The 20,098-nt window shown below is 43.0% G+C and carries 20 protein-coding genes; 12 read left to right on the top strand and 8 right to left on the bottom strand.

Annotated elements, in window-relative coordinates; all coding sequences use genetic code 11:
- Positions 1–8: 8 nt before the first annotated feature.
- Entirely contained in the window at positions 9–212 is a 204-nt protein-coding gene (locus NYE56_RS13575) for a YrzA family protein (RefSeq protein ID WP_014477495.1), read from the bottom strand.
- Between the two features lie 192 nt (positions 213–404).
- On the opposite strand from NYE56_RS13575, the gene NYE56_RS13570 reads away from it, so the two are divergent.
- The 5 genes from NYE56_RS13570 to NYE56_RS13550 all read left to right on the top strand — a co-directional run bounded on the left by NYE56_RS13570 (position 405) and on the right by NYE56_RS13550 (position 4,203).
- Entirely contained in the window at positions 405–1,046 is a 642-nt protein-coding gene (locus tag NYE56_RS13570; protein WP_015714425.1) for a class I SAM-dependent DNA methyltransferase, read from the top strand.
- A gap of 20 nt (positions 1,047–1,066) precedes the next feature.
- The gene (mtnN, locus tag NYE56_RS13565) at positions 1,067–1,762 is read left to right on the top strand and encodes a 5'-methylthioadenosine/S-adenosylhomocysteine nucleosidase (protein WP_014477493.1); all 696 of its coding nucleotides are present in this window, start codon (positions 1,067–1,069) and stop codon (positions 1,760–1,762) included.
- A gap of 63 nt (positions 1,763–1,825) precedes the next feature.
- On the top strand, positions 1,826–2,749 hold the full coding sequence (locus NYE56_RS13560; protein WP_144500671.1) for an O-acetylserine dependent cystathionine beta-synthase: 924 nt from the start codon (positions 1,826–1,828) through the stop codon (positions 2,747–2,749).
- 1 nt (position 2,750) lies between these two features.
- Positions 2,751–3,890: a bifunctional cystathionine gamma-lyase/homocysteine desulfhydrase gene (locus NYE56_RS13555; RefSeq protein ID WP_017696065.1), complete on the top strand. Its 1,140-nt coding sequence runs from the start codon at positions 2,751–2,753 to the stop codon at positions 3,888–3,890.
- An 82-nt stretch (positions 3,891–3,972) separates the two neighbouring features.
- Positions 3,973–4,203: a YrhC family protein gene (locus NYE56_RS13550; protein WP_003237358.1), complete on the top strand. Its 231-nt coding sequence runs from the start codon at positions 3,973–3,975 to the stop codon at positions 4,201–4,203.
- A 36-nt stretch (positions 4,204–4,239) separates the two neighbouring features.
- Here NYE56_RS13550 and NYE56_RS13545 read toward each other — a convergent pair whose 3' ends face one another.
- The gene (locus NYE56_RS13545) at positions 4,240–4,722 is read right to left on the bottom strand and encodes a DUF1641 domain-containing protein (RefSeq protein ID WP_003229812.1); all 483 of its coding nucleotides are present in this window, start codon (positions 4,720–4,722) and stop codon (positions 4,240–4,242) included.
- A gap of 18 nt (positions 4,723–4,740) precedes the next feature.
- The gene (gene fdhF / locus NYE56_RS13540; RefSeq protein ID WP_268555735.1) at positions 4,741–7,683 is read right to left on the bottom strand and encodes a formate dehydrogenase subunit alpha; all 2,943 of its coding nucleotides are present in this window, start codon (positions 7,681–7,683) and stop codon (positions 4,741–4,743) included.
- Between the two features lie 315 nt (positions 7,684–7,998).
- Between fdhF and NYE56_RS13535 the strand changes: the two genes are divergently transcribed.
- From NYE56_RS13535 to cypB, 7 genes are all read left to right on the top strand, one after another.
- A complete protein-coding gene (locus NYE56_RS13535) occupies positions 7,999–8,367 on the top strand; it encodes a DUF2294 domain-containing protein (RefSeq protein WP_004398508.1) in 369 nt (122 codons plus the stop codon).
- A gap of 262 nt (positions 8,368–8,629) precedes the next feature.
- Positions 8,630–9,430 carry a formate/nitrite transporter family protein gene (locus NYE56_RS13530; RefSeq protein ID WP_003229815.1) on the top strand — a complete coding sequence of 267 codons (801 nt, stop codon included), beginning with the start codon at positions 8,630–8,632 and terminating at the stop codon, positions 9,428–9,430.
- Positions 9,431–9,817: 387 nt separating this feature from the next.
- Positions 9,818–9,967: a YrzI family small protein gene (locus NYE56_RS13525; protein ID WP_133954254.1), complete on the top strand. Its 150-nt coding sequence runs from the start codon at positions 9,818–9,820 to the stop codon at positions 9,965–9,967.
- A gap of 156 nt (positions 9,968–10,123) precedes the next feature.
- Complete coding sequence (locus tag NYE56_RS13520) at positions 10,124–10,282, top strand: hypothetical protein (RefSeq protein WP_003229817.1); 159 nt, start codon at positions 10,124–10,126, stop codon at positions 10,280–10,282.
- 188 nt (positions 10,283–10,470) lie between these two features.
- On the top strand, positions 10,471–11,013 hold the full coding sequence (locus NYE56_RS13515) for a class I SAM-dependent methyltransferase (RefSeq protein ID WP_123372989.1): 543 nt from the start codon (positions 10,471–10,473) through the stop codon (positions 11,011–11,013).
- Positions 11,014–11,235: 222 nt separating this feature from the next.
- Positions 11,236–11,820 (top strand): transcriptional regulator FatR, encoded by a 585-nt coding sequence (fatR, locus tag NYE56_RS13510; protein ID WP_268555762.1) that lies wholly within the window; start codon positions 11,236–11,238, stop codon positions 11,818–11,820.
- A gap of 15 nt (positions 11,821–11,835) precedes the next feature.
- Complete coding sequence (cypB, locus tag NYE56_RS13505) at positions 11,836–15,000, top strand: bifunctional cytochrome P450/NADPH--P450 reductase CypB (RefSeq protein ID WP_341283977.1); 3,165 nt, start codon at positions 11,836–11,838, stop codon at positions 14,998–15,000.
- Positions 15,001–15,243: 243 nt separating this feature from the next.
- Here cypB and NYE56_RS13500 read toward each other — a convergent pair whose 3' ends face one another.
- The 5 genes from NYE56_RS13500 to NYE56_RS13480 form a co-directional block, all read right to left on the bottom strand.
- On the bottom strand, positions 15,244–15,534 hold the full coding sequence (locus NYE56_RS13500) for a YrhK family protein (RefSeq protein WP_087614863.1): 291 nt from the start codon (positions 15,532–15,534) through the stop codon (positions 15,244–15,246).
- Between the two features lie 133 nt (positions 15,535–15,667).
- The gene (gene oatA / locus NYE56_RS13495) at positions 15,668–17,572 is read right to left on the bottom strand and encodes a peptidoglycan O-acetyltransferase OatA (protein ID WP_341283976.1); all 1,905 of its coding nucleotides are present in this window, start codon (positions 17,570–17,572) and stop codon (positions 15,668–15,670) included.
- 109 nt (positions 17,573–17,681) lie between these two features.
- Entirely contained in the window at positions 17,682–18,539 is an 858-nt protein-coding gene (gene rsiV / locus NYE56_RS13490; protein WP_129110537.1) for an anti-sigma-V factor RsiV, read from the bottom strand.
- Entirely contained in the window at positions 18,539–19,039 is a 501-nt protein-coding gene (sigV, locus tag NYE56_RS13485) for an RNA polymerase sigma factor SigV (protein ID WP_004398891.1), read from the bottom strand. The genes rsiV and sigV overlap by 1 nt, the downstream gene beginning before the upstream one ends.
- A 193-nt stretch (positions 19,040–19,232) precedes the next feature.
- Positions 19,233–20,060, bottom strand: coding sequence for a TrmB family transcriptional regulator (locus NYE56_RS13480; RefSeq protein ID WP_123372993.1), 828 nt, complete (start codon positions 20,058–20,060; stop codon positions 19,233–19,235).
- Positions 20,061–20,098 lie beyond the last annotated feature (38 nt).

Here is a 20,098-nt window from a genome sequence, read left to right as displayed (position 1 = left end):
CTTTTGTTTTAGGCTTCAGCTGCGAAATGAACCACCGCGCTGTACAATATTCTTCCTTCTGCCACAGCAGTTTGGTGTGAAACAGATTTCACCCGGAGCATGATGGCTTTATTGTTTTCAATTTGTGTATTGATTTTCTTTTCAAGCTCCTGCAATGAAGCGGCTTCAAAAAATTCCACTTTGTCTTTAATCAGATCTAATTGAAAATTCATGTCTTGACCCTCCAGCTTTCACAAGTCATATGAAGTATAAGCTTTTTTGCGGTCAATGCGCAATATGAGATGGCATAAAATACACAAAGTGTTTTAGTACCTGCTTTTCAGAAGATGTGGTATTATAGGAACTGTTCCATCATTAATTCATAGTATGCTTATAGGAATTATTAAATATGGAGTGTGACAAATATGGGACGTGAATTTATCCCTCTCTTTGAAGATTGGGCAGCAACTTATGATCAAACAGTACAAGGTTTAGATATTCAGTATAAAGAAGCATTCAGAGGCTACGATCATATCCTTGATGCCATCGTCAGCAAATCTGGAACGCATGTGTTAGAATTTGGCCCGGGGACAGGGAATTTGACGGCTAAGCTGCTCGATGCAGGCAAAACTGTATTTGGAATCGAACCTTCTCCAGCAATGCGTAAACTGGCTTCTGACAAGCTTTCAGGCAGGTCGGAAATCGTTGATGGAGACTTCCTGACATTCCCTGAGCCGCCATTTCAGGCTGATACAATTGTCAGTTCATATGCTTTTCATCATTTGACTGACGAAGAAAAGCGGGCTGCCATAAAGCAATATGGCAAATACCTTCACTTGCATGATAAAATAGTGTTTGCCGATACCGTCTTTGAAAATGCGCAAGCGTATCAACAGGCTATCGATAAAGCCCGTTCTCAAGGCTTTTATCAGCTTGCAAATGATTTAGAGACAGAGCATTATCCTACATTGGATGCGTTGAAAGAAATGTTTACAGCTGAAGGTTTTGCGGTCCGATTCACTCAGCAAAACGACTTCGTGTGGATAATGGAGGCGATCAAACGGTAAAGTGAAGGGAATGTGAATAGATGAAACTAGCAGTCATCGGAGCAATGGAAGAGGAAGTTACCATCCTAAGAAACAAACTTGAAAATGCAAAAACAGAAACGATCGCACACTGTGAATTTACAACAGGCGAATACGAAGGAACTGAAGTGATTCTTTTAAAATCAGGAATTGGAAAAGTAAATGCTGCTATCAGCACGACGCTTCTGCTTGACCGTTACAAGCCTGATTATGTCATTAACACAGGCTCAGCCGGCGGATTTCATCATACATTGAATGTAGGGGATGTCGTTATTTCCACTGACGTTCGTCACCACGATGTAGACGTAACGGCTTTTGACTATGAATACGGCCAAGTGCCGGGTCTTCCGGCTGCTTATGCAGCGGATGAAAAGCTGATCAGCATCACTGAAGAAGCGGTATCTGAACTCGACGGCATTCAGGTTGCAAAAGGAACGATTGCAACAGGCGATTCTTTCATGAACGATCCGAAGCGGGTTGAAGAGGTGCGTGCGAGATTTTCTGATTTGTACGCGGTTGAAATGGAGGCTGCGGCAGTGGCTCAAGTGTGCCATCAATTTAAAACGCCGTTTGTCGTCATCAGAGCGCTATCTGATATCGCAGGAAAAGAATCACATGTTTCATTTGACCAATTTTTAGAGCAGGCGGCTGTCCATTCAACAGAGCTTGTGTTAAAGGTGATCAAACGAATTCATTAAAACGGGGAGGACGTTCTCCTCCGTTTTCTCTAAAAACAACCTCTAATTAGGAGGAGGACATATATGACAGTGATTACGGACATTACCGAGCTGATTGGGAATACACCGCTTCTCCGCTTGAAGAACTTTGATGTTCCAGAAGGAGTCGCGGTGTATGCCAAGCTTGAAATGATGAATCCAGGGGGAAGCATCAAAGACAGACTGGGAGATATGCTGATTCGTGACGCGCTCGATTCAGGCAAGGTGAAACCCGGCGGAGTGATTATAGAAGCTACGGCAGGCAATACAGGGATCGGCCTTGCGCTGAGTGCCAGAAAATATGGGCTGAAAGCGATTTTCTGTGTCCCTGAACATTTCAGCAGAGAGAAACAGCAAATTATGCAAGCGCTTGGCGCATCAATCATTCATACACCGCGTCAAGACGGAATGCAGGGCGCCATTCAAAAAGCCATTCAGCTGGAGACTGAAATTGAAAATTCTTATTGCGTTTTGCAATTTAAAAACCGAGTAAATCCATCGACTTACTATAAGACACTTGGACCTGAAATGTGGGAAGCGCTTGACGGGAATATTCATACGTTTGTCGCAGGGGCAGGATCAGGGGGCACGTTCGCAGGAACAGCTTCCTTCTTAAAAGAAAAAAATCCAGCAGTCAAAACGGTGATTGTTGAACCGGAGGGCTCGATTTTAAACGGAGGAGAGCCTCACGCTCATAAAACAGAAGGCATCGGCATGGAGTTTATCCCCGATTATATGGATAAGAGCCATTTTGACGAGATCTACACCGTAACAGATGAGAATGCGTTTAGACTTGTGAAAGAAGCGGCAGAAAAAGAAGGCCTGCTGATCGGAAGCTCTTCAGGTGCAGCGCTTTATGCGGCATTGGAGGAAGCGAAAAAAGCATCCGCTGGAACTAACATTGTCACAGTATTTCCTGACAGCAGCGATCGATATATCAGCAAACAAATATACAAAGGAGGCATCTGATATGAAGAAAAAAACATTGATGATACATGGCGGAATCACAGGTGATGAGAAAACAGGCGCAGTTTCCGTGCCCATTTATCAAGTAAGCACGTACAAGCAGCCGAAAGCAGGACAGCATACAGGCTACGAGTATTCAAGAACGGCCAATCCCACTCGAACCGCTCTCGAAGCACTTGTGACAGAACTGGAAAGCGGGGAAGCAGGCTATGCGTTCAGCTCAGGAATGGCTGCCATTACAGCGGTTATGATGCTGTTTAACAGCGGAGATCATGTCGTGTTGACTGATGATGTGTACGGCGGAACATATCGCGTGATGACAAAGGTGCTTAACCGTCTTGGCATTGAATCAACATTTGTTGATACGAGCAGCAGGGAAGAAGTTGAAAAAGCGATTCGCCCTAATACAAAAGCCATTTATATTGAAACACCGACAAACCCGTTGCTCAAAATCACCGACCTGACGCTCATGGCTGATATCGCAAAAAAAGCGGGTGTTCTGCTTATTGTAGACAATACCTTTAACACTCCTTATTTTCAGCAGCCGCTTACTTTAGGCGCTGATATCGTACTTCACAGTGCGACAAAATATCTTGGCGGACACAGTGATGTCGTCGGAGGTTTAGTTGTGACAGCTTCGAAAGAGCTTGGAGAAGAGCTGCATTTTGTGCAAAACTCCACAGGCGGCGTGCTTGGCCCTCAAGATTCCTGGCTGTTAATGAGAGGAATCAAAACGTTGGGACTCAGAATGGAAGCGATCGATCAAAATGCGCGGAAAATCGCAAGCTTTCTTGAGAATCACCCTGCTGTCCAAACGTTATATTACCCTGGTTCTTCAAATCATCCCGGACATGAGCTTGCAAAAACGCAAGGATCGGGCTTCGGCGGCATGATCTCCTTTGATATTGGCAGTGAAGAACGGGTTGATGCGTTTTTAGGAAATCTGAAACTGTTTACCATTGCTGAAAGCCTGGGGGCGGTTGAAAGCTTAATTTCTGTTCCTGCAAGAATGACCCATGCCTCTATTCCGAGAGAACGCCGGCTTGAGCTCGGCATTACGGACGGCTTGATCAGAATTTCTGTAGGAATTGAAGATGCGGAAGACTTGTTGGAAGATATCGGCCAAGCGCTTGAAAATATATAACAAATGGATAGAATTACTTTCTCTGTAAGCCGCCGGATTATATTATAATAGTCGTATACTATGAATCTGGCAGGTGATTCTTTTGAACAAAAATAGAATGAAATCTTTAAAAGAAGACTACAAGCATTTTGCTTTTACATTGCTTGCAGTCAGCACTTTTTTATATATAGGCGCAGTTCTTCCTGATCAAGGCTTAACATTAGGCCAGAAATCGACGATGTTTTTAGCGGATTGCGTATTTTTAGCCGGTGCCTTCTTTTGCGCTGACCGTTCACTTATTTACAAGAAGCGTTTGGAAGAAGCCGACGAATAAAAAAACAGCCATCATCAAGAGATGGCTGTTTTTTTGTTATTGTTCTCGAAGTTCTTTTCCCATGCCTTTTAAAAACTGAAGGCCGAAGCCGACGGCTCTGTTGATGTCAGGATCGTTCATTGCTTTTAACAGGTCGAGAACCCCGACTTTCTTGTCTTCTTTTAAAAAGCTTTGTGCCTGTTCAGTCCCAGCCATTACGCTTTCTAAAAGCTTTGCTGTAAACTCAGGATCGGCTTTTGTCAATGCGCCTCCGGCGGCCATCATCGTGTTGATGAGGTTGGTGACAGGCTCGCGGGAAACTTGGCCAAGCGCAATCTTGGCAATGTCTTCCTTCGCTCTGAGCATGCTTGTTGCCGCATCAAAAATTCCAAGATCATTGAGTTCATTCATTAACGTCATCGTTTTAGAGACGGCGTCCTCATTTTCCGCCAGCAGCTCTTTCAGTTCTTCTATTTTTTCAAGCTTAATTTGCTCGGCTGTTTTTGTTTCTTTTTTGATCGTCGTAATCGGAGTTGCCATTCGTTTTCCTCCTATCGTTTAGTCAGTCAGATGGACATAGCCAGGACGGTTCCATTTTCTTTCTGCTTCGACTCCGTTTTGCGGATGCCGTTTTTTGTTGCGCGGATTTGTTTTTGGCAGCGGCGCTGTTTCACAGCCGCCAAGCACTTCCATGCGGACCTTAGTCTGTTTATAAGCAGGCGTGTTCGTCCGTTTATCAGCTGCAGGGCCCGTCAAGAAGTTAATCGCTGACTCCTTGTCTGTCGAGTTCATTGGCAGATAGAGTTCATTTTTCCGTACCCGGTCTGTGATCAGCGCGTTCAATTTGACTGCTCCGAACGGAGAAACGAGCCGTACAAGCGAACCGTCACAAACACCTCGCTCTTGTGCAAGCTCAGGTGAGATCTCAACGAATACATTCGGCACTTTCGCTTGGATGCCTTTCGATTTATTTGTCATGTTTCCTTCGTGGAAATGCTCCAGCATCCGGCCGTTATTGATATGAAGGTCATATTCCTCCGGAAATGCCGCTGGCTCGGTCCAATCAGAAAGGGCAAAGCGGGCTTTTTTGTCAGGGAAATTAAATCCGTCTTCATACAGAAGCGGTGTGCTTTCACCTGTGAAGCTGCCCCATAGGAAGCTGTTCCAGCCTTCAAGCACCTCATAGCTTGCTTTGGCAAACAGAGGAGAAAGGCTCGCCATTTCAGAGAAAATGTCACTTGGATGGCTGTAATTCCAATTCGCTCCTAAACGGTTTGCCACCTCTTGAATAATCCACCAGTCCGGTTTTGCGTCACCAAGCGTCGGAAGCGCCTGATACAATCGCTGGACACGGCGTTCTGTGTTGGTAAATGTTCCGTCTTTTTCAAGTGAAGGAGTGGCCGGCAAGATGACATCAGCATATTGAGCTGTTCTTGACAGGAAGATGTCCTGTACCACGAAGAAATCAAGGCTTGATAAAATATCATGCACATGGTTCGCGTTTGAATCGACCAGTGCCATATCCTCACCGACAAGATACATAGCTTTCATTTTTCCTTCTTCAATGGCATGAAGCATTTGAATATTATCTAAACCAGGCTTTCCATCAATCTCGACACCATATGCCTCTTCAAATTTAGCGCGGGCCTTGTCATCTGTAATATGCTGATATCCCGGCAGCCAGCCAGGCAATGTTCCCATATCACATGCGCCTTGCACGTTATTGTGTCCGCGCAGAGGATAAGCGCCGGCACCTGGACGGCGATAGTTGCCCGTAGCGAGAAGCAGGTTTGAAATGGCTGCTGATGTATCAGAACCGCCTGTATTTTGTGTGACACCCATTCCCCAAAGGACACAAGTGCCGTCAGCATCACGAATCATTTCAGCAATTTGAATGATGTTTTCTTTTGAAAGGCCTGTGATGCGTTCTGCATAATCAAGCGTATACGTTTTAAGGGTTTCTTTATAATCTTCAAAGTAATTGACGTTCTCATCAATAAACGCCTGATCGTGCCAGCCTTGGTCGATCATATATTTCGTAACAGCCATCAGCCAAACTTGGTCTGTGCCTTGTTTAGGGCTGATGAACAGATCAGATCGCTCAGCCATCTCATTTTTACGCAGGTCGGCAACAATCAGTTTTTGACCGTGGAGCTTGTGTGCCCGTTTGACGCGTGTTGCGAGCACCGGGTGTCCTTCCGCCGGATTGGCACCGACGATGATGACGAGACCGGCTTTGGCGATATCTTTAATCGTGCCGGCGTCACCGCCCATGCCGACAGTGCGGAACAATCCGTCTGTAGCAGGAGACTGGCAGTAGCGTGAGCAGTTATCGACGTTGTTTGTTTCAAATACCTGACGCGCTAGTTTTTGAATGACGTAGTTTTCTTCATTCGTAATTTTAGAAGAAGAAATAAACCCGACAGAGCCTTTACCGTACTGTTCTTTAATTGATCCTAATCTGCTTGCGACAAGATCGAGGGCTTCTTCCCAAGAAGATTCCACAAAGGCTCCGTTTTTACGGATTAAAGGCTTTGTGATCCGCTCCTCAGAATTGACGAAATCCCAGCCGAATTTCCCTTTGACACATGTGGAAATCGCGTTAACCGGAGCATCAGAAACAGGCTGGATCTTTAAAATATCCCGTCCTTTTGTCCATACTTCAAATGAACATCCGACACCGCAGAACGTACATACAGTTTTCGTTTTTTTCGTTCTCGTTTCACGCATTGCCGCTTCGACTTCAGAAATGGCAAAAATGCTGCCATACCCCGGTTCAACATTTTTCACGAGATCAATCATCGGTTCCATGACGTCCTCTTTAATGCCTGTCATAAAGCCAGCCTGCCCTAGCATTGATTTTTCCATCAGTGCATTACATGGACATACTGTTACACACTGACCGCAGCTGACACAGGAAGATTCATTGATCGAAACTCCCTCATCCCAAATGACGCGAGGGCGTTCGCGTTCCCAGTCGATTGAGAGTGTTTCATTTACCTGAAGGTTTTGACAGACCTCAACACACTGGCCGCAGGCAATACATTGGTTTGGATCATAGCGGTAAAAAGGATGAGACATATCAACCGCGCAAGAAGGATCTTCTTTTGGCGTATATGGGTATTTTTGATGCTCGATCCCCATCATTTCCGCTGTATTATGCAGCGTACAGTTTCCATTGTTGTTATCACAAACTGTACAATACAGCAAATGATTTTCAAGAAGGCGGTCCATCGCTTCGGTTTGCGCTTCTTTCACTCGATTTCCTGAAAGATCAATAGACATCCCGTTTTCTGCAACCGTCGCGCATGAACGAACCAGCTTGCCGTTTGCCTCTACTATGCAAGTATCACAAGTTTGAATCGGGTCAACCTCTGGTACGTGGCAAATCTGCGGGTACTCAATTCCGTTTTCATTTAAAATATCTAAAATTGTGGCCCCTGCTCGTGCTTGAATTTCTGTTCCGTCTACACGGACACTGATCGACTTAACGTCCATCATATTCATATTCCCCTCCATCTTTCTTTCAAGAAGTCAAAAAAAGCCATGTATAGATACACCTGCCCTTAATTCTAAGAAGGTGTAAACACACATGGCGGAATAGTTCACTAGCAAGTCTTACTAACAGACCAATCCTTGATTTTTATAAAACGATAGACTCATAACAAGATCCTATTACAAATCCATCAACACTGCTTTTATTATAATGTGATATTTATTATAATACAATATGGCAGGAAAATTTTAACCAAGTGAAATGTCCTGAGGGGAACCGGGAAAAGCCTTTATAAGGCAATATCGGAAGGGGTAATCAGCATGTCTAAAAAAATTCATGAATTCAATGATATTATTCGAAAACTTCGCAAAGAATTGTTCGGAAAAGGGCCTGAGAGAATTCATACTGTATTTGTAGAAAACATGGCAGTTTCAACACTGTACGGAAATCTGAGTGCAAGCGAGCAGTTTATCGCCCGCACGCCTGAAGGAAGAGAGATGGTACATGCGGCCCGGACAAGCCTAATTCAAGACCTTTATTCCAAACAAACACCGGAAGGAATGGAGGAACTCATGGGAGCTAAGCTAGTCCATTTGTTTTCTGATATTAAAATTGAGGAAAACATCGCTGTATCTGTATTTGTTTTTGACCGAAAAATAGATGAGCAAAAAGAAGCTCTGCAAAGCTAGTATATTTGTCATTGACACAAATTTGTCACATTTGATATGATGTTGCTACAGTTATAGAAGGCTAAAGCAATGGAATGTATGCACGAACTGTATATATTCTCTTTCAATATCTCACATACTGCTTGATATTGTTGTATGGGTATGCATACAAGTTAGGCAGCATTCAAACGCCTGGTTTGACACAGGTTATTTGAGTGCTGCCTTTTTTATTGCCTTTCTTGCATAACTGTGAGAAAAGAAGAAGTAATGGAGGCGTTTAATTATGGCTTTTCGAAAACCGGATGAAATAGCGGAAGCAGCAATTGAAGCAGGGATGAAAAAAATAAAGCTCCCGCTGCCGTCACTGCTTGTGCTGGGGTTTTTAGGCGGTGCATTTATCGCGCTTGGGTATTTGCTTGATATCAGGGTAATCGGCGATCTTCCGAAAGAATGGGGCAGCCTGTCCAGTTTGATTGGTGCAGCAGTATTTCCAGTCGGCCTGATCCTCGTCGTTCTCGCTGGCGCTGAACTGATCACAGGCAATATGATGTCAGTTGCGATGGCGTTATTTTCGAGAAAAATATCAGTAAAAGAGTTAGCGATTAACTGGGGAATCGTCACAATTATGAACTTAATCGGCGCATTGTTTGTTGCGTACTTTTTCGGGCATTTGGTTGGATTGACTGAAACAGGTCCTTATTTAGAAAAAACGATTGCCGTTGCCCAAGGAAAGCTTGATATGAGCTTTGGCAAGGTTCTCATTTCCGCCATCGGCTGTAACTGGCTTGTATGTCTTGCGGTGTGGCTTTCTTTCGGCGCCCAAGACGCAGCAGGAAAAATCCTTGGCATCTGGTTCCCAATCATGGCTTTTGTGGCTATCGGATTTCAGCACGTTGTCGCCAACATGTTTGTGATTCCTGCTGCCATTTTTGCAGGCTCATTCACGTGGGGGCAGTTCATCGGAAACATCATTCCGGCTTTTATCGGTAATGTCATCGGCGGAGCTGTATTTGTCGGTCTCATTTATTTTATTGCATATCATAAGAAAGACCGTTCCAGAAAAGAAATGAAGCAGGTGTCATGACCAACGGGCAAATCCATTCGATGATTTGCACAATTTCCGTCCATTTTTAGAAAAAGATGTTTACAAAATGGAATTTGGTGGATATACTTACAAAGTAAGAAAAAAGCAAAGGAGGCTGAACCAAAATGACAATGAGACAACGACGTCAACCTGTACGGGATACACATGTAAAAGTTCATGGTTTATTCAGCCTGTGGAAGAGTTCGTGTCCTTCCTTAACCGATGCTTATCGCACGCATTAAATTCGGAATAGTCGGACATACGCAACTCCCCGCAGGCAGTAGAGGCATTGGTGTCTTCTTTTGTCTGCGGTTTTTATTTGCCCGCAGCAGAAGAGTGTGCCGCGGGTTATTTCGCTTGTGCGGACTTTGAAAGGGGGTGAGCGATATGACGATTAACCTATTCTTTTTAACGTTAACGATTAAAAAACGGTTTAAAAGCCAGGAAGAATTCGAACGAGAACAGCAGATTGAGCAGATTTATGATGAAATGAAAGAGTCTCAGTTAAAGCATCTTTATTTAACAAACTGGCGCTAAAAGCAACGAAAAAAACTGAAGGGGGAATGGCATATGCTTAGAATGGAACTATTGATGCATTATACTATGGAGAAGGACCAAGTTTAGCGAAACAGCTGTCAAGAAAATGCCTGCCTGCATACAATAAATCAACGTTACTGTGAGGCAGGTGATGGCATGATGAACGATTATCAAAAAAGGCTGCCGTCGATTGGCCATGGTTATGCGTCCATGCCGCATTCCTTCAAACATGGTTATGGAAATCCATTCCGACAGCAGAGGCTGATGGCAATGCAGCAGCAAAGGCTGTATGTATTCCCTTATCATTGGCATTAGAAAGAGGGCAGAAAACATTATGTTTTCTGCTTTTTTTGCGGAAAAAAATGAAAAAGTTTAGTTCTGTTGAAACATTTTTCAATACATTGCCGTCTAGTTGGTACCTTCCTTCACTTTTAGAAATGAAGATGATGTTTATTTTTTTAAGATAATAAATAAACATAGGAAACCAAAAGCAGGTGTTTAAAATGCTAGAAAATAGACTCTATAAACGATCGAATTTTTGGAAATTATTTTCTCGGAAATATAAGCTAACCAAAACAATTGAGCATATGATGATTGACTCTATAGATATACAAGGAAATGACAGAATTTTAGAAATTGGAATTGGAAACGGCACTGTCTTTAAAAGCATAACCAAGAAACTAGAAAAGGGAAGCCTAAAAAGCATTGATCCTTCAAAACGAAAGGTAAGACAGATATCACGTGCGAATCGAAAGAACATGGGGAACGGGGAGGTTTTTCATGGCTATCCAGAGGACATTCCCTTTGATGACCGTACCTTTAATAAAGTCTTTTCTTTACATACGGTTCAAAGCTGCACCGATATTAGGCTTGCATTAAGAGAAATTTACAGGGTGCTTCAAATTGACGGCCGGTTTTATATCAGTATTGACACAAAGACCGGTGAAAAAGAGAAAACGTATATTCAACTGCTGAAAGACCAGCATTTCAGGGATCTTTCTGTTATCCGGCGTGATTCCTGTCTATGTATTGTGGCTGTTAAATAAAAAATTTCTCGGGAAATATATCCAAGATCCTCGCTTTAGGATTTGGGTATATTTTCTTAATTTTTTATTTTTTGCATATACTTTATATTAAAAAAAGTTTTTTTCATATAAACTTATAACAGAAGAAAGAACAAAGAGGTGATTTCAGACAGGGCAGACATTCTTTGTGAACAAAAGGAATGAATATTCATTCCGCAAACGAATCGGAGGTTGTCAGATTACATGTTATCCGCATCCAGCAGTAAATACGACATGATTATGAAAGCGTCGGTCTCACTTTTTACGGAAAGGGGTTTTGACGCTACCACTATTCCTATGATAGCTGAACGTGCTCACGTAGGGACAGGAACGATCTATCGTTATTTTGACAGCAAAGAAACACTCGTCAACGTACTGTTTCAAGAAAGCATCCAGCGATTTACGGAAAAACTGAAGCAAGACGTTTCAGAATTGCCTGTCAGAGAAGGCTTTCACCACGTATTTTGCTGTCTCGTTCAGTTTACGAAAGAGAGCGACTATGCGCTTTTTTTTCTTGAAACCAAAAAAGATGCTCATTACTTAAATCATACAAGCAAAAAAATGATAGAAAATCTGACTCAAATGCTTGATGACTATTTTAATAAGGGAAAAGCGGAAGGCGTGATTCGCAGCCTGCCCTCTAATGTGTTAGTTGCGATTGTATTAGGGGCGTTTCTCAAGATATATCAGCTCGTTCAAACAGGTGATATAGAGATGGACACTGATTTAATTACTGAATTGGAACAATGCTGCTGGGACGCCATTAAGCTTCATTCATCACAAAAATAGGAAAGGGAGATGTTAATGAAACAGGCAAGCGCAATACCTCAGCCCAAAACATACGGACCTTTAAAAAATCTTCCGCATCTTGAAAAAGAACAGCTTTCTCAATCCTTATGGCGGATAGCTGATGAATTGGGGCCGATTTTCCGTTTTGATTTTCCGGGAGTATCCAGTGTTTTTGTATCGGGCCACAATCTTGTGGCTGAAGTGTGTGATGAAAGCCGCTTTGACAAGAACCTTGGCAAAGGCTTGCAAAAGGTGCGCGAATTCGGGGGAGATGGCTTATTTACAAGCTGGACGCACGAACCGAACTGGCAAAAAGCCCACCGCATTTTGCTGCCGAGTTTTAGTCAAAAAGCGATGAAAGGCTACCATTCTATGATGCTGGATATCGCAACCCAGCTGATTCAAAAATGGAGCCGGTTAAACCCTAATGAAGAAATTGATGTAGCAGACGATATGACACGTCTGACGCTTGATACGATTGGGTTATGCGGATTTAACTATCGATTCAACAGCTTTTACCGTGATTCACAGCATCCGTTTATCACCAGTATGCTCCGTGCCTTAAAAGAGGCGATGAATCAATCAAAAAGACTGGGCCTGCAAGATAAGATGATGGTGAAAACGAAGCTGCAGTTTCAAAAGGATATAGAAGTCATGAACTCCCTGGTCGATAGAATGATAGCGGAGCGAAAGGCGAATCCGGATGATAACATCAAGGATCTCTTGTCTCTCATGCTTTATGCCAAAGATCCAGTAACCGGTGAAACGCTGGATGATGAAAACATAAGGTATCAAATCATCACATTTTTAATTGCTGGACATGAGACAACAAGCGGTTTGCTTTCCTTTGCGATTTATTGTCTGCTTACACATCCAGAAAAACTGAAAAAAGCTCAGGAGGAAGTGGATCGCGTGTTAACTGATGACACGCCTGAATATAAACAAATCCAGCAGCTCAAATACACTCGGATGGTTTTAAATGAAACCCTCAGACTGTATCCAACAGCTCCGGCTTTTTCTCTATATGCGAAGGAGGATACTGTTCTAGGCGGGGAATATCCGATCAGCAAAGGGCAGCCAGTCACTGTTTTAATTCCAAAACTGCACCGGGATCAAAACGCTTGGGGGCCGGATGCGGAAGATTTCCGTCCGGAACGGTTTGAGGATCCTTCAAGTATCCCTCACCATGCGTATAAGCCGTTTGGAAACGGACAGCGCGCTTGTATTGGCATGCAGTTTGCTCTTCAAGAAGCGACAATGGTTCTCGGTCTTGTATTAAAGCATTTTGAATTGATTAACCATACTGGCTACGAACTAAAAATCAAAGAAGCATTAACGATCAAGCCGGATGATTTTAAAATTACTGTGAAACCGCGGAAAACAGCGGCAATCAATGTACAGAGAAAAGAACAGGCAGACATCAAAGCAGAAACAAAGCCAAAAGAAACCAAACCTAAACACGGCACACCTTTACTCGTTCTTTACGGTTCAAACCTTGGGACAGCTGAGGGAATAGCCGGTGAATTGGCTGCTCAAGGCCGCCAGATGGGCTTTACAGCTGAAACGGCTCCGCTTGATGATTATATCGGCAAGCTCCCTGAAGAAGGGGCAGTCGTCATTGTAACGGCTTCTTATAATGGGTCGCCGCCTGATAATGCTGCCGGCTTTGTAGAGTGGCTGAAAGAGCTTGAGGAAGGCCAATTGAAAGGTGTTTCCTATGCGGTATTCGGCTGCGGGAACCGGAGCTGGGCCAGCACGTATCAGCGGATTCCCCGCCTGATTGATGACATGATGAAAGCAAAGGGGGCATCGCGTCTAACAGAGATTGGGGAAGGTGACGCCGCCGATGATTTTGAAAGCCATCGCGAGTCTTGGGAAAACCGCTTCTGGAAGGAAACGATGGACGCATTTGATATTAACGAAATAGCCCAGAAAGAAGACAGGCCTTCAATATCGATTACTTTTCTCAGTGAAGCGACGGAAACGCCGGTTGCTAAAGCATATGGCGCGTTTGAAGGGGTTGTGTTAGAGAATCGAGAACTCCAGACAGCTGACAGCACGCGTTCAACCCGCCATATTGAATTGGAAATTCCGGCTGGTAAAACATATAAAGAAGGCGATCATATCGGAATCCTGCCGAAGAACAGCAGGGAGCTTGTTCAGCGGGTTCTCAGCCGATTCGGTTTGCAGTCCAATCATGTGATAAAAGTAAGCGGAAGCGCTCATATGGCTCATCTGCCGATGGATCGGCCGATCAAAGTAGTGGATTTATTGTCGTCCTATGTAGAGCTGCAGGAACCGGCATCAAGGCTTCAGCTTCGGGAGCTGGCCTCTTATACAGTTTGTCCGCCGCATCAAAAAGAGCTGGAACAGCTCGTTTCAGATGATGGCATTTACAAAGAGCAGGTACTTGCAAAACGTCTTACCATGCTTGATTTTTTAGAGGATTATCCTGCTTGCGAAATGCCGTTTGAACGGTTTTTAGCACTTTTGCCATCACTAAAACCGAGATACTATTCCATTTCAAGCTCACCGAAAGTTCATCAAAATATCGTGAGCATGACGGTAGGAGTTGTGAAAGCCTCAGCATGGAGCGGCAGAGGTGAATACCGGGGTGTCGCCTCTAATTATTTAGCAGAGTTGAATACAGGTGATGCAGCAGCTTGCTTCATTCGTACGCCGCAGTCCGGATTCCAGATGCCGGATGAGCCTGAAACGCCTATGATTATGGTCGGGCCGGGCACAGGAATTGCGCCATTCAGGGGCTTTATTCAGGCTAGATCGGTTTTGAAGAAGGAAGGAAGCACCCTTGGTGAAGCACTTTTATACTTCGGCTGCCGCCGCCCGGACCATGACGACCTTTACAGAGAAGAGCTGGATCAAGCGGAACAGGACGGTTTGGTCACAATCCGCCGATGCTACTCGCGCGTCGAAAACGAACCAAAAGAATATGTCCAGCACTTGCTCAAGCAAGATACGCAGAAATTGATGACACTCATTGAAAAAGGGGCTCATATTTACGTATGCGGTGATGGATCACAAATGGCTCCTGATGTAGAGAAAACTTTGCGATTGGCGTATGAAGCTGAAAAAGGAGCAAGTCAGGAAGAATCAGCTGAATGGCTGCAAAAGCTGCAAGATCAAAGACGTTATGTGAAAGACGTTTGGACAGGAATGTAAAATATAAAATCCCGCCAATCTGATTGGCGGGATTGCTTTGCATATGAGAAAACCGGCACGATAATGAAATCTACTGAAAAGGATGTTATAGGGAGTATCGTGCCGGCCTTATTATTCATATCGGCATGCAGAGGCAAAAGTTTAGTTCTTTTTACCTTATTTTTTAAAATAAATAGTCTAAAAGTCTTGTTTTTGATTTTCAACTCAGGCTTTTGGCATTTTGTTCTTGCTTATTCCTTAAGATCAGTCATCTGTTGAAGATTGATGCTTGAATTGCTGCTCCACATGCTTACGGTAATGAAAGTCATGAATCAGCCGAATGGTCGGCCTGATTAACAGCAGCAAACTTCCGATCGCAAACAGCCATATCCCTGCCGACATTAATCTGTCATAAAAAAAGAAAAAGCTCCCGACGAGAAACAAAGCACCAATGATAAAATCGTTTACTGTATAAAGAATCTTATATCGTTTTTTGAAAAAAAGTTCATATCGTTTCAGCTCTTTTTGGAAGTCATGTTCTTCATTTACTGTCACCATCATCCCTCCATTCTATTTTGGCTTACCCTTACGTAAACGGAATGTAAACATAAGGGCAGCCTTGCTGAAAGGAGACATAATCAACGATCAGAAACTAAAGTGAAAAAGTGATCCGCATAGGATCTCTTTTTTATGATTTCATCACCTGAACAATAAGAGCGGTCAAAGCTTTTGCCCCTTTAGGAACCAAGTGAACACCATCAGGGGTAAAATATTCCGGATGCTGAAGGGCTTCTGTATGCCAGTCAACTAACGTAACATTTTGATGTGCGCTTGCCTGGTGCTGTAAAGATTCATTAACCTTGCTTTCCCATTGGCGGGGAACCCGTGTATTGACAAGATAGATATGGGCTTTTGAGAAAGATTGAAGCAGTTGTTCGATTTGGCTGTTTGTAAAGTAGCCATTGGTTCCAAGCTCAATGATGACAGCCTTGTTCGGCTGATTAAAAGACTTGTATTCCCTTGCGAGTTCCAAAGCTTGAGACATTTGTCTTCCTACCTTTCCATCAATCGTCACATGTGAAAGTGACTGACGCAGGTGTGAAGAAATATCAAGCATGACGGAATCTCCTATAGCTAAAACTTCTTTCGCAGTGTCTGCTGGTTTTTTCTGCTGTTGGGATTGCGTGTCTTTCTTTTTATGAGTCTCTTGCCCACTATCTTTGTTTTCCTTTTGACGTTGATCGGATTCTGTTGTCTTTTGTTCAGGATAGTGTTTTTTATCTGCTGCAGCGTTCTTTTTATCCCCAGAAGCCTGGCTGGAGTCAGCATTTGTTTCTTGTGAGCTATAGGTCCATTTGGTAGGGTGTTTTTGCTCGCCGGCTAGCCCTGACAGCCCGCCTGCAAAAATAAGTATAGCGAAAATAATGAAACCAATTGACAGTTTGCTGATGACAGATGTCGTTTTCCATTCCTTGATTCTATGTATAAAAACACGGCGGAAAAATGACCTAAATCCCTGTGTCCGTATCGGCTTCTCAATAAAATGATAGGAAAGCTCGGCAAGTATACATGTCACAATGACCTTTAGCACGATATGCCAAAAAACAGGGTTTCCGATTTCTTGAACTGGCGTGCTTAACACAATAACAGGGTAGTGCCAAAGATAAATTCCGTAAGACCTCGTTCCAAGCCACCGAAGCGGCCTCCATGAAAGCAGATTGCCTAAAAAGCTGCTCGGATGGCAAACACATGCAATAAGGATTGCGGCAGTCACGCTAATGAATAGCATTCCGCCTCTGTAAAGAAAAGGCTCGTATTCATCTGTGAAATAGACACACAACACTAAAATACAAAATGCCAAAAATTCAGTGGCGTGCAAAGTGTGCTTCAGTTTGCTTGGCAGCCTGTTGGAAGACAGCCTTTTCATCGGCCATACCAAAGCCAAGGCACATCCGATGAGAAGTTCAAACGAACGAGTGTCTGTGCCATAGTAAACGCGGCTCGGATCTCCGCCAGGTTCATACAATACGCTCATCATCACGGCTGAACAAAGCGCAAGCAATGATATCACCGCAGCCAATCTGGCGCGGCTTTTCATTATGTACATTCCAACAACTAAAAACATCGGCCATATGATATAAAATTGTTCTTCAATCGCCAGCGACCAAAGGTTTTTTAGAGGTGATGGGGAACCGAAACTATCAAAATATGATAGCTTGTGAAAAATAAACCACCAATTGCTCATATAAAAGAGAGAAGAGATCGCATCTCCACGTACAGTGTGCAATAGTTCTCGATCAAACAATACGACCCACACAACAGTGGAAAAGATCATAAGGTACGCTGCCGGCAGAAGCCGCCGAATGCGGCGCACCCAAAAGTCCCGAAAATCAAGATTGATATCATTTCCATATGCCGGTAATAGAATAGATGTAATCAAATATCCGGATAAAACAAAAAAGATATCAACTCCGATAAAACCTCCGTTAGCCCAATTGAAATTTAGGTGATAAGCGATAACTGACAGGACGGCAAAAGCGCGAAGGCCATCAAGTCCAGGGATGTATCGATGATGCTGTGTCTTGTGATACATGGGAATTCCTCCAATAGTATGCAAATATTCTCGTTGTTTTTGATACGAGGTTACGACCTCGAATAGAGAAGAGAGAAAACATCCATAATCTTAGATGGATGTTTTTATTTTATCGAATATAACGTTCACCCACGAGCAAGTTTGAAATGACGCTGGTTGGAATTGTAAACTCGGTAACGCCCATATAGCCGGGGGCGACTTCATATTCGTCAAATGAGATCACAAGTTTATGGTCTTCAGTAATGTAAAACGTTTGATCAGGAAGAATCGTTTTGAACGGTTCTGCATCTTCGTCAGTGAGCCAATATATTTTATTTGGATCTTCCTTCATTTGCTGTTTCATTTGCTCTCTAATATTTTGACTGATGACTTTAATATAGCGCTCATCTTTGAATAAGCTTTTTAATGTAAGTAAAATATCATTCTTTTTGTCAATTGTAATATAACGGCTTTGTGTGTAGGAAGATGCTTGTGTTTTTTCAATATTGCGCCGGATAGAGAGTAAATCTGGCGTGTCTGTGACCGTCTCGTAATCACTGTAGATGCTGAGATGCCCTTTTTTGTTTTTGGATGTGGACTGTATAAACTCTTTATACAGCTGCTGGCTTTCTTTCAAGTATTTTTGGTTAATGCTGTTTTCCAGCTCTTTATTAGAAAGCCCGGACAAAGCAGGTGTTTTGACATCAATGCTTGATTGGTCTTTTTCCTCTTTGATTTCAATAAAGGTGATCGCTTTGACGATTTTGCCGATGACAGGGATCCTTGACATAGCCTGAGCAGCGTCAGGGTTGATATTAACAAGCGCAGTGAATAAAATAGCTGCAGCGATTGCTGCTGATGTCGGCCACATGACGATTCTTTTCTTTTTTGGTTCTTGCTGAAGGGCTTTTTCAACAATGATATCCAATTCTTTAGGAATCTGAACATTTTTATATTCTTCTCTTAATTGCTGTAATCTCTTATCCATTAAGAAAGATCCTCCTTCGTCAACTGAATGCGCATCAGCTTCAATGCTCTGTATAGGCGCGTTTTGACGGTATTCGTGTTTTCTCCTGTAATTTCCGCAATTTCTTCTAATTTGAGGTCTTCAAAAAAGCGTAAAATAATAATGGTTTTATAGCGGTACGGCAATTCGTCAAGCGCTTCATGGAGATCAGTATCCTTGTAATGGTCTTCCTTTCCTTTGCTTAAAAATTCTATCGTTTCGTCGTCCATCACTCTTATCTTTTTTTGTTTGCGCAAAAAATCAATGGCAGTCCGCACTAAAATTTTATAAAACCAGCTTTTTATCGTCTCAGGGTTCCTGACCGTTTCAACTGAGCTCAGCGCTTTTTTTATCGATTCCTGAACAATATCTAATGCGTCATCTTGATTTTTCACATAACTGAAAGCCAACCTGTAGAAATCTTGCTTATGGTCAGTTATGCATGTGACAAGCAACGCTTTTGTTGTTTGTTTTTTCTTCATTGCAATAAAGGGCTCCTTTTTGAATATACGTATATCGTAGGCTGTTACCTAGGATAGACGCGGCAGGCTGAAAAATAGTTTGCGCAGAATCGCTTTTTTTTAAAAGAGAGAAGTAAATCAGCATGGGGAGTTTTATGCATAAAAAAACACGGCTTGTTTGTACAAGCCATGTTTTGGTTAAGCGATGCGAATATTATTCCAAATAATGTTTTTTGAAATCTGAGTGAATAGAAAATTTACGGCGCAACTGGATGAGATTTTTCCCGAAGCTCTCTTCTAAAAGCTCTCTATGCTTTTTCAGAATTTCCATGAGGTACAGATCATGAATGATCACTTCAGTAATAGGCATGACTAAACCTACATGCATCGTCCATGCAGCACGGCTGTCGTTGCCAAGTGAGACAATTCCCGCTACTACTTCTGAATCATCTCCGCTATAGACAAGCCACCGTCCGTCATACTCTTCTGTAATTTCACTGCTCATATCATGAAGATAAACATTGGCAAAATCAGATACGATGTCTCCGTACGCAATAATGGTGACAATAACGCCTTGTTCTGCCGCATGTTTGAGTTCTGCTTCTATCTCCTTAAAATCCTCTTTCCATATTTCTAAGAGGATTCTTTTTTTGGCGGATAAGATACAAGCCTTCACCTTTTCAAGAATTTCACTGCGGCCGGTGATATTCCAGATGTTTTCCCGGTCATTTGCAGTCTGCTCGAACTTTTCAAAATATTTCTCAGCCTGATCAAAATGCTCTTCCGCTTTGAGCCGGCGGTTTTTAATCAGTTCTTTTGCGGGGACTGGAACATACTGAGGCGTATTTCCATGACTGACAAAAACATCTCCCCTTATGACAAGGCTTTCCAAGACTTCATAAATTTTAGAACGGGGAACTCCGGATTTTTTGGCAACGGCATAGCCTGTTAAAGGTGATTCTTGCAATAATGCCAAATACGCTTTCGATTCATATTCTGTAAAATTGAGGTTTTTTAAAATGTCTAACATAGTTTCTTTCATATATCCTCCAATATAAAGAGCAATCGCTGCCTTAGTAA

It is taken from the genome of Bacillus sp. FSL R5-0603 (assembly GCF_038050295.1).
GTDB classification, from domain to species: domain Bacteria; phylum Bacillota; class Bacilli; order Bacillales; family Bacillaceae; genus Bacillus; species Bacillus subtilis.
The sequence above is the reverse complement of the archived record's forward strand: the minus strand, read 5'-3'. Positions and strand labels throughout refer to the sequence as shown.

Coding starts and splice junctions, on each gene's coding strand:
- NYE56_RS13575 (WP_014477495.1), bottom strand. CDS start 212: ATGAATTTTCAATTAGATCTGATTAAAGACAAAGTGGAATTTTTTGAA.
- NYE56_RS13570 (WP_015714425.1), top strand. CDS start 405: ATGGGACGTGAATTTATCCCTCTCTTTGAAGATTGGGCAGCAACTTAT.
- mtnN (WP_014477493.1), top strand. CDS start 1,067: ATGAAACTAGCAGTCATCGGAGCAATGGAAGAGGAAGTTACCATCCTA.
- NYE56_RS13560 (WP_144500671.1), top strand. CDS start 1,826: ATGACAGTGATTACGGACATTACCGAGCTGATTGGGAATACACCGCTT.
- NYE56_RS13555 (WP_017696065.1), top strand. CDS start 2,751: ATGAAGAAAAAAACATTGATGATACATGGCGGAATCACAGGTGATGAG.
- NYE56_RS13545 (WP_003229812.1), bottom strand. CDS start 4,722: ATGGCAACTCCGATTACGACGATCAAAAAAGAAACAAAAACAGCCGAG.
- fdhF (WP_268555735.1), bottom strand. CDS start 7,683: ATGATGGACGTTAAGTCGATCAGTGTCCGTGTAGACGGAACAGAAATT.
- NYE56_RS13535 (WP_004398508.1), top strand. CDS start 7,999: ATGTCTAAAAAAATTCATGAATTCAATGATATTATTCGAAAACTTCGC.
- NYE56_RS13530 (WP_003229815.1), top strand. CDS start 8,630: ATGGCTTTTCGAAAACCGGATGAAATAGCGGAAGCAGCAATTGAAGCA.
- NYE56_RS13525 (WP_133954254.1), top strand. CDS start 9,818: ATGACGATTAACCTATTCTTTTTAACGTTAACGATTAAAAAACGGTTT.
- NYE56_RS13520 (WP_003229817.1), top strand. CDS start 10,124: ATGATGAACGATTATCAAAAAAGGCTGCCGTCGATTGGCCATGGTTAT.
- NYE56_RS13515 (WP_123372989.1), top strand. CDS start 10,471: ATGCTAGAAAATAGACTCTATAAACGATCGAATTTTTGGAAATTATTT.
- fatR (WP_268555762.1), top strand. CDS start 11,236: ATGTTATCCGCATCCAGCAGTAAATACGACATGATTATGAAAGCGTCG.
- cypB (WP_341283977.1), top strand. CDS start 11,836: ATGAAACAGGCAAGCGCAATACCTCAGCCCAAAACATACGGACCTTTA.
- oatA (WP_341283976.1), bottom strand. CDS start 17,572: ATGTATCACAAGACACAGCATCATCGATACATCCCTGGACTTGATGGC.
- rsiV (WP_129110537.1), bottom strand. CDS start 18,539: ATGGATAAGAGATTACAGCAATTAAGAGAAGAATATAAAAATGTTCAG.
- sigV (WP_004398891.1), bottom strand. CDS start 19,039: ATGAAGAAAAAACAAACAACAAAAGCGTTGCTTGTCACATGCATAACT.
- NYE56_RS13480 (WP_123372993.1), bottom strand. CDS start 20,060: ATGAAAGAAACTATGTTAGACATTTTAAAAAACCTCAATTTTACAGAA.